Source organism: Pseudomonas sp. PDM05 (genome assembly GCF_014851685.1).
Lineage (GTDB): Bacteria > Pseudomonadota > Gammaproteobacteria > Pseudomonadales > Pseudomonadaceae > Aquipseudomonas.
Genome location: NZ_JACVAC010000018.1, coordinates 1 through 13,429 on the forward strand (window position 1 = coordinate 1; position 13,429 = coordinate 13,429).

The window sequence follows — 13,429 nt, forward strand, 5'->3', positions numbered from 1 at the left end:
CGACAGGTTCCTGTCGCACCAACGTCGTGTGCTGCCTGGACTTGCTCCGCACCGCCGTCACCGGGTTGGAAACCAGCTCGGTCCCGGCCTTCAACTGCGCACTCGGCACCCCCGAAATCGGCGTCGCCGGACTGCCCAGCAACACCGGCTTGGCCGCCTCGACATGCTCCGCCAGCCGAGACTTACCGAACTGCCCAGCCATGTGCTCCAGCCACCTGCGCGCCCGCTGGGACTTGATACCGCCCAGCACCTTCGCGCTCATGCGCACCACCACGCCCATCCCGCCAGTCGCAAGGCACAGCACCAGATTGATCAGCACTTCGGCGCCGATCTCCCCCAGCAGCTCGTTCAGATACGGCGGGGGCAGCAGGCGCATCCAACTGACCAGCGCCGACAGATAAACAAACAGCAGCGGCTCGTCGCTCAACACCAGCAAACCCTTGGCGATGGCGTCGGTGCCGGCTTTCAGCAGCTGTTCGAACTGGAGGTCGGTCAGGTAATGCAACAGTTGTTCGGCGTGGGCCAGCGGGTCTGCCAGCCACTGGAACAGTTGCTTGAGGGTGTCCCAGAGTGAATACAGTGCCTCGCCAAACCCGCGTGCATAGGCCTCGTGCAGCGATAGGTAGCGCTGGAGGAAGTTGGCTTCGGAGTAGTCCTTCCACAGCGGTTTGAAGGTGGTCTTCCATTCGCTGCGCAGCCAGTCTTCCAGCGGCGCGATCACTGCCTGATACGAGGCGTACAGCGCCTTGAAGTGTGCCGTGGAGAGGTTGGGATAGAAGCTGACCTTGTAGCGCTGGTTGCGCTCGCATTCGCTGATTTCGAGGATGCCACTCGGGCCGATGGTTTTATGGAGGGGGTCACCTAGCGGGCGGCCATCTGAATCGATCCGCTGCACCTTCACCGGCGTGTTGCCGATGGGCACGAATCGCGCAGTCTGGAACATGTGCACCAGGGTCAACGTGCCATTGGCCGGGCAGGTTGCGGTGGTGCTGCTGGGGAGATTGGAGCGGCTGGCGGGTTCGACGAGTGCCACCTCGTTGCCGACTTTAAATACCTGTTCAACCTCCAACGCCGAAACACTGAAGGCGCTTTGCGTCCAGGCGTCATAGGTATTGAGGCAGCGGTTGAAATCGCTGATAACCGCGTCGACGTCCCGCGATTTGGCATCCATGGCCGCCAGCACCAGGTAGCCAATCGCCTGGCTGGTAGCGGAAATCACGACACGGCCCCCTTGATCAGGGCATCCAAAACAACATCCATCTGCAATCCCTCGCATGGTGAAAATCAGGCGAAGGACTTTGCAGAGGTTCTCAAAGCAGGGGAGTAGAGCTAATCCGGCGGTTGTGTGGGAGGTTTCGACAGGGCAGGTCTGATGCCACTCGACTGGCGGCTATTGTCAGAAATTTCCCACAGGAGTACAAATGTACTCCATGACGACTCTGACTCCCCGCCGCACCGCCATCCTGACCTTTATCCGCGACCGTATCGCGCAACAAGGCCAGCCCCCCAGCCTCGCCGAGATCGCCGAGGCCTTCGGTTTTGCCTCGCGCAGCGTGGCGCGCAAGCATGTGCTGGCGTTGACCGAGGCCGGTTTTATCGAGGTCAACCCGAACCAGGCGCGTGGTATTCGCTTGCTCAACCAACCGGCGCGCCCGGAGTGGCTGGATGTGCCGGTGCTCGGCCGGGTGGCCGCAGGCTTGCCCATCGGCGCCGATGCCGAAGTGCACAGCCGCCTGCAACTGGACCCAGCCACCTTCAGCAAAACCCCGGATTACCTGCTGCGGGTGCAGGGCGACTCGATGATCGAAGACGGCATCCTCGACGGCGATCTGGTCGGCGTACGCCGCAGTGCCGAGGCCTTGAACGGGCAGATTGTGGTGGCGCGCCTGGACGGCGAAGTGACCATCAAGCGTTTCGAACGCAGCGGCGACAGCGTGCGCCTGTTGCCGCGCAACCCCGCGTATCAACCGATCGTGGTAGGGCCCGACCGCGACCTGGCCATCGAAGGGGTGTTCTGCGGCCTGGTGAGGCAAGGCTGATGGGTGCCGTCGTTGCGCTGGACACGCTGTTCAATGGCGGCCGCGTGTGGAAAGGCCGGCCCGCCGCGCCACCGTCCAGCGTGCATCCCACCGGGCTGGCGGGGTTGGACGCGGTGTTGCCCAGCGGCGGTTGGCCGGAGGCGGCGTTGAGTGAAATCCTCATGGCCAAGGAGGGCGTCGGCGAGTTGCAGTTGGTGCTGCCGACCCTGGCACGCTTGTCAAAGGCCGGCGAGCGCATTGTGTTGGTGGCGCCGCCCTACACGCCGTATCCCCATGCCTGGCAGAACGCCGGGGTGGATCTGCGTTTGCTCTCGGTGATCCAGGCCGAGGAGCGCGATGCGCTGTGGGCGGTGGAGCAGTGTTTGCGTTCCGGCAGTTGCGGCGCGGTGTTGTGCTGGCCGCGCAAGGCCGATGACCGTGCGCTGCGGCGCTTGCAGGTGGCGGCGGAAACCGGGCAGACCCTGGCGTTCGCCTGGCGCTCCTTGAACGAGGCGATCAACTCATCGCCCGCCGCGTTGCGCCTGGCGGTTGAAGCGAAGCCCGCGCAAGTGCGGGTGCTCAAGTGCCGCGGCGGCCTGGCCCACCCGGCGCCGATTGCCCTGGCCGGGCACTGAGGTTGGCATGCGCTGGGTGTGTATTGTCTTTCCGCAATTGGCGCTGGACGGGGTGCAGCGTGCGCACCCCGAGCCGGACCAACCCCTGGCCCTGTTGGCCGGCACGCCGCAGCGGCGCGTGTTGCAAACCGTCAATGATGCGGCCCGAGCGTTGGGGCTGCGTCCTGGACAATCCCTGACCGCCGCCCATGCCCTGGTCCAGACGTTTGCCAGCGCCGAATACGACCCCGCCGAGATCGAACGCTGGCAGCAATTCCTGGCAGCCTGGGCCTATCGGTTCAGCTCCCAGGTCAGCCTGTATTACCCGCGGGCCTTGTTGTTTGAAATCGAGTCGAGCCTGGGCTTGTTCGGTCCGTGGCCGCAGTTCGAAGCGCGCTTGCGCCAGGAACTGACCGAGCTGGGTTTTCGTCACCGCATCGTCGCCGCGCCCAACCCGGCAGCGGCGCGGGTGCTGGCCAATCTCTACGATGGCCTGGCGGTGGCCGATGACCGCGCCTTGATGCAAGCCCTGGCGCCGCTGCCGATTGACCGCGCCGGCCTCGACCCGCAAGCGGCCACGGCCTTGTCGCGCATGGGCCTGCGCACCCTGGCCCAGGTGCAGGCGTTGCCCCGGCACACCTTGGCGCGGCGGTTTGATGCCAGCCTGCTCAAACACCTCGATGCCTTGACCGGGCAGCGCCCGCTGGCCCTGGCGTTCTATCAACCGCCGGATCAGTTCGATGTGCGCATCGAGTTGAATTTCGACGTGCAATCCCACCAGGCGCTGCTGTTCCCGTTGCGGCGCTTGACCGGCGATCTGTCCGCCTTCCTCTGTGGGCGCGACAGTGGCGTGCAGCGTTTCGACCTGCACCTGGAGCATGCCCAGGCCCCCGACAGCGTGATCAAGGTCGGCCTGCTCAGTGCCGAACGTGAACCGGCGATGCTGTTCGAACTGGCGCGCGGCCGCCTGGAGCAAGTGCAGGTGACATCCCCGGTGCGCGGCTTTCGCCTGGTGGCCCAGGACCTGCCGGTGTTCGTGCCACAGCGCCAGGACCTGTTCGACGACCGCCCGCAACAGACCCTGCCGTGGGAGCAACTGCGCGAACGCCTGCGCGCCCGGCTGGGGGATGACGCGGTGCAGGGCCTGCGCTTTCACGCCGACCATCGCCCCGAATGCGCCTGGCAAGCGGCGGCCGACAGTCGCCCCAGCCCACCCCTGAACAACGTCCGGCGCCCCGGCTGGTTGCTGAGCGAACCGACCCTGCTGGCCGAGCCGGGCATCCAGATCCTCATGGGCCCGGAGCGCATCGAATCCGGCTGGTGGGACGGCGCCGACATCCGCCGCGACTACTACCTGATCCAGACCCGTGCCGGTCAACAAGGCTGGGCCTACCGCACCGTGGGCCAGCGCGATGGGCTGTGGCTGCAAGGCTGGTTTGCATGAGTTACGCCGAGCTGCATTGTCTGTCCAATTTCAGTTTCCAGCGCGGCGCGTCTACGGCGCTGGAGTTGTTCGAACGCGCCAAACGCCAAGGCTACAGCGCCCTGGCGATCACCGATGAATGCACCCTGGCGGGCATTGTGCGCGCCTGGCAGGCGGCCAAAGCGGTACAGTTGCCGCTGATTATCGGCAGCGAGATGCGCATCGAGAACGGCCCGAAACTGGTGCTGTTGGTGGAAAACCTCAGCGGTTACCAGCAGCTGTGCCGCTTGATCACGGTGGCCCGCCGGCGTGCCGAGAAGGGCCGCTACCGCCTGCTGCAAGAGGATTTCGACCAGCCGCTGCCCGGCCTGCTGGCACTGTGGATCGCCGAAGATCGCACCACCCAGGCCGAGATCCAATGGCTGCGCCGCACCTTCGCCGAACGCCTGTGGCTGGCGGTGCAGCTGCATTGCGGCCAGGACGATGCACGCCTGCTGGAACAGCGCCTGCAACTGGCCGCCAGCCTGCAACTGCCTGCCGTGGCCTGTGGCGATGTGCACATGCATGCCCGTGGCCGCCGCGCCCTGCAAGACACCATGACCGCGATCCGCCATCACGTGCCGGTGGCCGAAGCCGGCACGCGCCTGCATCCCAATGGCGAACGGCATCTGCGCAGCCTCGACGCCCTGGCCGCGTTGTACCCGCAAGCCTTGCTCGACGAAACCGCAACCATCGCCCGGCGCTGTACCTTCGACCTCAGCCAGTTGCGCTACCACTACCCGCGCGAATTGGTGCCCGCAGGCCATGACGCCCGCTCCTGGCTGCGCGCCGTGACCGAAGAGGGCATCGCCCGGCGCTGGCCAGAGGGCGTGGATGCGAAGACCTTGCAGCAGATCAACAACGAGCTGGAGCTGATCAGCGAGCTGGGCTACGAAAGCTACTTCCTCACCGTGCACGACATCGTACGTTTTGCCCGCAGCCGTTCGATCCTGTGCCAGGGCCGGGGCTCGGCGGCCAACTCGGCGGTGTGTTTCGCCCTGGGGATCACCGAGATCAACCCGAGCCTGATGAACATGCTGTTCGAACGCTTTCTGTCCAGAGAGCGCAATGAGCCGCCGGACATCGACGTGGACTTCGAACACGAGCGCCGCGAAGAAGTGCTGCAGTACGTGTTCCAGCGCTATGGCCGTACCCGCGCGGCGCTGACGGCGGTGGTCAGCAGCTACCATGCCGCCGGCGCGGTGCGTGACGTGGCCAAGGCCCTGGGTTTGCCGCCGGATCAGATCAACGCCCTGGCTGACTGCTGCGGACGCTGGAGCGACGCTGCGCCGCCACTTGAGCGCCTGCGTGAAGGCGGCTTCGACCCCGACAGCCCGCTGCTGCGTCGGGTACTCACACTGACCCAGCAACTGATCGGCTTCCCCCGGCACCTGTCCCAGCACCCTGGCGGTTTTGTGATTTCCGAATACCCGCTGGACACCCTGGTGCCGGTGGAAAACGCGGCGATGGCCGAGCGCACCATCATTCAATGGGACAAGGACGACCTCGACGCGGTAGGCCTGCTCAAGGTGGATATTCTCGCCCTCGGCATGCTCAGCGCGATCCGCCGCTGCTTCGATCTGCTGCGCCGCCATCGTCACCTCGACCTGGCCTTGGCGACCATTCCCAAGGAAGACCCGGCGACCTACGCGATGATCAGCAAGGCCGACACCATCGGCGTGTTCCAGATCGAGTCGCGGGCGCAGATGTCGATGTTGCCCAGGCTCAAGCCCAAGACTTTTTATGACCTGGTGATCGAGGTGGCGATCGTGCGGCCGGGGCCGATCCAGGGTGGCATGGTGCATCCATACCTGCGGCGGCGGAACAGGGAGGAAGAGACCACCTATCCCTCGCCGCAATTGAAAGCGGTGCTGGAGCGGACCCTGGGCATCCCGCTGTTTCAGGAGCAAGTCATGCAGATCGCCATGGTCGCTGCCGATTACGGCCCCGGCGAGGCGGACCAGTTGCGCCGTTCCATGGCCGCCTGGAAACGCCACGGCGGCCTGGAGCCGCACCAGGAACGGCTGCGCACCGGCATGCTGAAAAACGGCTACAGCGAGGCGTTCGCCGCGCAGATATTCGAGCAGATCAAGGGCTTTGGCAGCTATGGCTTTCCGGAGTCCCACGCGGCCAGTTTCGCCTTGCTGACCTATGCCAGTTGCTGGCTCAAGTGCCATGAACCGGCGGCCTTTGCCTGTGCGCTGATCAACAGCTGGCCCATGGGGTTCTACAGTCCGGACCAGATCCTGCAGGATGCGCGGCGACATCGGTTGCAGATCCGTCCGGTGGATGTGCAGGCCAGTGACTGGGATTGCAGCCTGGAACCTATCGAGGGCGCGCAGCCGGCGATTCGCATGGGCTTGCGCATGATCGCGGGGTTTCGCGAAGAGGAGGGGCGGCGCATCGAAGCGGCGCGTCAACGTCGCCCGTTCAACGATATTGCCGACCTGGACGAGCGCGCAGGCCTGGACGCCCGCGCTCAGGCGTTGCTGGCGGATGCCGGTGCCTTGCGCGCCTTGGCGGGCAACCGGCACACGGCGCGCTGGGCGGTGGCCGGGTTGCACAAGCAACTCGGGTTGTTTGCCGGCTTGCCCAGCCCGGATGAAGACGTGGTGGAACTGCCCGCGCCCACGGTGGGGGAAGACTTGCAGGCCGACTACGCCACCGTCGGCACTACCCTTGGCCCGCATCCGCTGGCGTTGCTGCGTGATGAATTGCGCAGACGGCGCTGCCGCAGCTCCAGGGAGCTGATGGCGGTGGAGCATGGGCGCAATGTCAGCGTCGCGGGTCTGGTGACCGGCCGTCAACGTCCAGGCACCGCGAGCGGGGTGACCTTCGTCACCCTGGAGGACGAGTTTGGCAACCTCAATGTGGTGGTCTGGCGCGACCTGGCCGAGCGCCAACGCCAGGCACTGGTGGGGTCGCGGCTGCTGAAAGTGGACGGACGCTGGGAAGCGGTGGGCGAGGTGCGGCACTTGATTGCCGGGCGGTTGACCGACCTGACACCGCTGCTGGAAGGGATTCATGTGCGCAGTCGGGATTTTCACTGAGACGAGTGGTAGGTGCGTTGTTTAACGCCTAACGTACATAGGTTGAAACCATCTAAGTTTGCTGCGCTCCAAAACTTGCCGATGTCTTCTTTGCGTACTGAGCCAACCGATGCAGTTTTTATCCAACCCCCATGGCTGTGAAGGCTGGGCCGGTGAAATGGCCCAGCGGATCCGTGCCTTCGATTGGTCGGCCACCGACCTGGGCCCCATCGACCGCTGGTCCACCAGCCTGGCCTGCAACGTACAGATGATGTTGGCGTCCCCCGTGCCGATGGTGATGCTGTGGGGGCGCCTGGGTTACATGATCTACAACGACAGCTATTCGCGGTTCGCCGGCGGTCGCCACCCGTACCTGCTGGGCACGCCGGTGGAGCTGGGCTGGCCGGAAGTCGCCGACTTCAACCGGCACGTGGTGGACACCTGCCTGGCGGGCGGCACCTTGTCGTTCAACAACAAGGACCTGGTGCTGCTGCGCAACGGTTTGCCGGAAACCGTGTGGCTGGACCTCTATTACAGCCCGGTCGCCGGCGACAACCAGCAACCGGCGGGCGTATTGGCGATTGTGGTGGAGACCACCGAACTGGTGCAGTCCGAGCGGGTGCGCCAGGAACTCACCCACAACCTCGAACAGCGCGTGGCCGCCGAAGTACAGGCGCGCTCCGCCGCCGAGGAGCAACTGCGCCAGTCGCAGAAGCTGGAAGCCATTGGCGGCCTTACGGGTGGCGTGGCCCATGACTTCAACAACCTGTTGCAAGTGATCGCCGGCAACCTGCACCTGCTGGCCCGCCATGAACCAGACAATGCCCAGGTGCAGCGCCGTGTGGCGGCGGCGATTGCGGCGGTGGAACGCGGCGCCAAGCTGTCGGCGCAACTGCTCGCGTTTGCCCGGCGTCAACCGCTGTCGCCAGCGGTGCACAACCCGCAACGCATTTATGCGGGCCTGGGTGAGTTGCTGCAACGGGCGCTGGGGGAAACCATTCATATCGACGTGCAAATGCCCGAGGATGCCTGGCTTATCAACGTCGATCGCAACCAGTTGGAGAACGCGCTGCTCAACCTGGCGATCAATGCCCGCGACGCGATGAAAGGCGAGGGTGTGATCCGCATCACAGGTGAAAACATCATCCTCAACCCCGGCGATTGTGCGGGCAAAAGCATCAAACCTGGGGAGTATGTGCGCCTGGCGGTCACCGACACCGGGGTGGGCATGTCGGCGCTGACCCTCAAGCGCGCGTTCGAGCCGTTCTTCACCACCAAGCGTGAAGGCCACGGCACCGGCCTGGGCCTGAGCATGGTGTTCGGGTTTGTGCGCCAGAGTGGCGGGCACGTGGAGATGTGGAGCGAGGAGGGCAAGGGCTCGGTGGTGCAGATGTATTTCCCCCACAGCCTGGAGCCGGAAAGCCTGGACGTGCACATCGATCAACTGCCCCACACCGGCGGGCAGGAAACCATCCTGGTGGTGGAGGACAACGAAGGCGTGCGCCTGACCGTGGTCGAATTGCTGCAGCAATCGGGCTACACCGTACTCACTGCCGAAGACGGCGACCACGCCATGCAGGCCTTGCAAGGCGGTTTGCTGCCAGACCTGATTTTTACCGACGTGGTCATGCCTGGCCGCGTCAAAAGCACCGACCTGGCCGCCTGGGCCCGTGCACAACAACCCAGCGTGGCGGTACTGTTCACCTCCGGCCACACTCGCGACATTCTTTCCAGCAATCACTTGCTGAGCCCCGACATTCACCTGCTGAGTAAGCCCTACAGCCCCGAAGCCCTGACGCAACGGGTGCGCAGCGTGCTCACCGCGAGATAAGGTTGACCATGACTTCACAGCGCAACACCCCTCAATTCCACGGTTTCGTGCGGGTGCGTGGCGCCCGCGAACACAACCTGCGCAACGTCGACGTGGACATCCCGCGGGATGCACTGGTGGTGTTCACCGGGGTGTCGGGCTCGGGCAAGTCGTCCCTGGCGTTTTCCACGGTGTATGCCGAGGCGCAGCGGCGCTATTTCGAATCGGTGGCGCCGTATGCGCGGCGGCTGATCGACCAGGTCGGCGTGCCGGATGTGGACTCCATCGAAGGCCTGCCGCCCGCCGTAGCCCTGCAACAACAGCGCGGTACGCCAAGCGCGCGCTCGTCGGTGGGCAGCGTCACCACCTTGTCGAGCCTGATCCGCATGCTCTACTCCCGCGCCGGTAGTTATCCGCCGGGGCAGGCGATGCTGTATGCCGAGGATTTTTCGCCGAACCTGCCCCAAGGCGCCTGCCCGCAATGCCACGGCCTGGGACGTGTGTATGAAGTGACCGAGGCGCTGATGGTGCCCGATCCGTCGCTGACCATCCGCCAGCGCGCGGTGGCGTCCTGGCCGTTGGCGTGGCAAGGCCAGAACCAGCGCGACATCCTCGTGACCCTGGGGTATGACGTGGACATCCCGTGGCGTGAGCTGCCGAAAAAGCAGCGCGACTGGATCCTGTTCACCGAAGAAACCCCCACCGTGCCGGTGTATGCAGGGCTCACCCCGGAGCAGACCCGCGAGGCGTTGCAGCGCAAGCTGGAGCCGAGTTACCAGGGCACCTTCAGCGGAGCGCGGCGTTACGTGCTGCACACCTTCACCCACAGCCAAAGCGCGCTGATGAAAAAGCGTGTGTCGCAGTTCATGCAGGGCAGCGCCTGCCCCTTATGCGAGGGCAAGCGGCTGACAAAGGCGGCGCTGTCGGTAAAGTTTGCCGGGGTGGACATTGGCGAGTTGTCGCAACTGTCCTTGACCCAGCTGGCCGAGCTGTTGCGGCCGGTGGCGGCGGGGCAGGACAGCATGCAACTGTCGGTGGAAAAGCGCCTGGCCGCCCAACGCATCGCCCAGGACCTGCTGGAGCGGGTCAGCACCTTGATCGAGCTGGGTTTGGGCTATTTGTCCCTGGAGCGCAGCACGCCGACGTTGTCGTCCGGCGAGTTGCAGCGCTTGCGGCTGGCGACGCAATTGGGCTCGCAGCTGTTTGGCGTGATCTATGTGCTCGACGAGCCGTCGGCGGGGCTGCACCCGGCGGATGGCGAGGCATTGTTCACCGCGCTCGCACGCTTGAAGGCGGCGGGCAACTCGTTGTTTGTGGTCGAGCATGACCTGGAAACCATGCGCCGCGCCGACTGGCTGATCGATGTGGGCCCGGCGGCGGGCGAGCATGGCGGGCAAGTCCTGTACAGCGGGCCACCGGCCGGCCTGGCGCAGGTTGAAGCGTCACAGACCCGGGAATACCTGTTCGCGGAAAAAAGCGCCTTGCCACGGGTGCGTCGCGAGCCCGGCGGCTGGCTGAAACTGGAAGGCGTGACGCGCAACAATCTCCGCGCGCTGAGCGTGGACTTCCCGCTGGGCTGCTTTACCGCGGTTACCGGGATTTCCGGGTCGGGCAAGTCCAGCCTGGTCAGCCAGGCCCTGCTGGATCTGGTGGGCAGTGGCCTAGGGCGCAGCGTGGAAAGTGATGAAGAACAGAGCCTGGAAGACGCCGCCCCGCAAACCAGCGGTGGGCGCATCAGCGCCGGGCTGGAGCAGATCCGTCGCCTGGTGCAGGTGGACCAGAAACCCATCGGCCGCACCCCGCGTTCCAACCTTGCGACCTACACCGGCTTGTTCGATCAGGTGCGCAAACTGTTTGCCGCGACACCGGCGGCGAAAAAACGTGATTACGATGCCGGGCAATTCTCCTTTAACGTCGCCAAGGGCCGTTGCCCGAACTGCGAGGGAGAAGGGTTTGTCAGCGTGGAATTGCTGTTCATGCCCAGCGTCTACGCACCGTGCCCGACCTGCCATGGCGCGCGCTACAACCCCGAGACGCTGGCCATCCAATGGCAAGGCCTGAATATCGCCCAGGTGCTGGGGTTGACGGTGGAACAGGCCGTTGACGTATTTGCCGAGCAACCGGGGGTACTGCGGTCGTTGCAGGTTTTGCGTGACATCGGCCTGGGTTACCTGCGCCTGGGACAGCCGGCGACTGAACTGTCCGGCGGCGAGGCGCAACGCATCAAGTTGGCCACCGAACTGCAACGCAATGCCCGGGGCGCGACCCTGTACGTCCTGGACGAACCCACCACCGGCCTGCATCCGCGGGACGTGGACCGCCTGCTCAGCCAACTCAATCAGCTGGTGGACGCGGGGCACAGCGTCGTGGTGGTGGAACATGAGATGCGTGTGGTGGCGCAAAGTGACTGGGTGATCGACATCGGGCCGGGGGCGGGAGATCTGGGGGGGAATGTGGTGGCGTGTGGCACGCCGCAGCAAGTGGCCAGAAGCAAGACCAGCCGCACCGCGCCGTTCTTGACCCGGGAGCTGGCCTGAGCATCAGCCTTCGCGAGCAAGCCCGCTCCCCCAAAAGCCCGCCCCAGAATTTTGAACAGTGTCGTGACCGCAAACATGACACCCCCCTTGCAATGGTCTAGCTTCAAGGGCGTAAGCCATTGATCAACATGCGGAGGTACGTCATGCCAGTGAAACACGACCTGTATCAGGACTTGGGTTGGAGCAAGGAAGCCGTTCATGAACGCAGGGCGGGCGACAAGCGTCTGGATGCGCTGCTCACTCAATACGACGATGCCGACAAAGAGGTTCTGAAGGCGGAAGCGGCCAGTGCCAGCGATGAGGATGTGGAGAAGCTGAAGAAGAAACGGTTGTTGGTCAAGGATAGGATTGTGGAGCAGTTGGGCTGAATGAAGCCTCACGCCCTACAGAAGGGGCGGACATATTTGTTCAGATTAATCTTACGGACAGCGACCCTGTCGCTGCCTATGATGCCCGTCACCCACCCGGCTCTTGGGGCTCTGGGGGCGAATACGGCGTAAGGATTACGCTGGTGAGCCGGGCGGGTATCTTGTTTCAGGCGAGCAGCGCCTGAGTGCATTCCTCAATCGAGCGCTGCTGCGTCTCGCCATACAGCTCCAACTCGTCAATCGTCCGGCGCCCCAACGCCTTCTCGAACTCAGCCTTGTTTGAATTGGCCGCGTAATGACTCTGCGCGGCATCCCCAAGGTTCGACTGAAAAATCCCCGCCGCGCTCACCGGCAGGAAGTCTTCGTACACCAACGGTTCCACTGTCACATGACCTGCCGCGATCAGTGCCTCCAGTGTGCGTGGTTGATCGGCTTGGCCACGGGCCGCCAGGCCGGCATCGGTGGCGAAGTAGCGAAAGTAGGCGAGACCCTGTTCACGCATGTGTGCGTGGTTGTCGGGGAAGGCCTGGAAGTGCTGTTCCATCAGTTGCATGTAGCGTGCGGCGTTGCCCTCGTTGGGGAACGCGCCCAGCTCATCGCGTGCGGCATTCAATAACTGGTCATACAGCGCGCGGCCTTTGGGGGTCAGGGCTACGCCGCGTTGTTCGATTTCGCCGAAGCGGGCGCTGTGGCTGCCTCTGGCGTCGGTGAAGGCGATGGCTTCGTCGAGGGCCTTGAAGCTGGTCTGGCGCAGCAGGATCGGGCACTGGCGGCGCGGCGGGCCTTCGATCACAGCCTTGGGCGTGATGCCCTTGCCGGGCATGGCGGCCTGGACTTGGTCGATGTCCAGGGTGCGCGGGGTCAGGTGGTTGATGTGCGGGCCCTTGAACGCCACCACGTCGGCGATCAGGCGGTGCTGGTCGCTGAGTTGCTGGTACTGAGCGCGGGTGACAGTGGCGGTGTGATGCCAGCGGAAGGTTTCCAGGGCCTGGAGGATAAATTCCTCGGCATCCACGGCGTTGAGGCCGCCAGCCTTTTCCGCTTGTTCGATCAGCGCCAGGGCGCCAGGGGTGAAGATTGAGCGCTTGGCCAGGGCGGTTTCGGCGAAGGCGCGCAGCTCGGGGTTTTCGATCAGTTCCAGGCGCAGCAGCGAGGTGAACACACGGAACGGGCTGGTTTGCAGCGCCTGCTCATGCACGGCGCGGAACGCGGTGGAATGCACCGGCACGCCGGCTGGGGTCAGGTCGTAGTAGCCCACTGGTTGCATGCCCATCACTGCAAACAGACGGCCGATGGTTGCCAGTTCGAAGGCGGTGCCCAGGCGGATGGCGCCGTGACGTTCCATGTCCAGGCGCTGGATTTCGCCGGTGCGTTGCAGTTGTTGCGCCAGGTCCGGCTGGGCCTCGAGCACGCGGGTGTTGGTCTCGGCCACCAGCGCCATCAGTGCGCCATACAGCGGAACTTCATCTCGGTACATGTCGGACATGGCCTTGGAAAAGCCCTTGCGGATCTCGTCGGGGCTGACATGTGCGGTGCTGGGCATAGAAAAATTCCTGATGACGATGGTGGTGGACGTAGCCGATGCCAGGAT

8 protein-coding genes and 1 pseudogene are annotated in these 13,429 nt (G+C 64.6%); 7 read left to right on the top strand and 2 right to left on the bottom strand.

Annotated elements, in window-relative coordinates:
• A pseudogene (locus IB241_RS24735) lies at window positions 1-1,219 on the bottom strand (type IV secretion protein Rhs); the annotation flags it as partial.
• Between the two features lie 202 nt (window positions 1,220-1,421).
• On the opposite strand from IB241_RS24735, the gene lexA reads away from it, so the two are divergent.
• The 7 genes from lexA (at window position 1,422) to IB241_RS24770 (ending at window position 11,838) form a co-directional block, all read left to right on the top strand.
• Complete coding sequence (gene lexA / locus IB241_RS24740) at window positions 1,422-2,039, top strand: transcriptional repressor LexA (RefSeq protein WP_192300805.1); 618 nt, start codon at window positions 1,422-1,424, stop codon at window positions 2,037-2,039.
• A complete protein-coding gene (gene imuA, locus IB241_RS24745) occupies window positions 2,039-2,653 on the top strand; it encodes a translesion DNA synthesis-associated protein ImuA (protein WP_192300806.1) in 615 nt (204 codons plus the stop codon). Before lexA ends, imuA begins: the two co-directional genes overlap by 1 nt.
• Window positions 2,654-2,660: 7 nt before the next feature.
• On the top strand, window positions 2,661-4,076 hold the full coding sequence (locus IB241_RS24750) for a Y-family DNA polymerase (protein ID WP_192300807.1): 1,416 nt from the start codon (window positions 2,661-2,663) through the stop codon (window positions 4,074-4,076).
• Complete coding sequence (locus tag IB241_RS24755) at window positions 4,073-7,144, top strand: error-prone DNA polymerase (RefSeq protein ID WP_192300808.1); 3,072 nt, start codon at window positions 4,073-4,075, stop codon at window positions 7,142-7,144. The genes IB241_RS24750 and IB241_RS24755 overlap by 4 nt, the downstream gene beginning before the upstream one ends.
• 109 nt (window positions 7,145-7,253) lie before the next feature.
• Window positions 7,254-8,954 carry an ATP-binding protein gene (locus IB241_RS24760; RefSeq protein ID WP_192300809.1) on the top strand — a complete coding sequence of 567 codons (1,701 nt, stop codon included), beginning with the start codon at window positions 7,254-7,256 and terminating at the stop codon, window positions 8,952-8,954.
• 8 nt (window positions 8,955-8,962) lie between these two features.
• Window positions 8,963-11,470: an excinuclease ABC subunit UvrA gene (uvrA, locus tag IB241_RS24765; RefSeq protein ID WP_192300810.1), complete on the top strand. Its 2,508-nt coding sequence runs from the start codon at window positions 8,963-8,965 to the stop codon at window positions 11,468-11,470.
• Window positions 11,471-11,613: 143 nt separating this feature from the next.
• Window positions 11,614-11,838, top strand: a complete 225-nt coding sequence (locus tag IB241_RS24770; RefSeq protein ID WP_192300811.1) for a DUF465 domain-containing protein — start codon at window positions 11,614-11,616, stop codon at window positions 11,836-11,838.
• 166 nt (window positions 11,839-12,004) lie between these two features.
• On the opposite strand, the gene IB241_RS24775 is transcribed toward IB241_RS24770, so the two are convergent.
• Window positions 12,005-13,381, bottom strand: a complete 1,377-nt coding sequence (locus IB241_RS24775; protein WP_192300812.1) for a VOC family protein — start codon at window positions 13,379-13,381, stop codon at window positions 12,005-12,007.
• Between the last annotated feature and the right edge of the window lie 48 nt (window positions 13,382-13,429).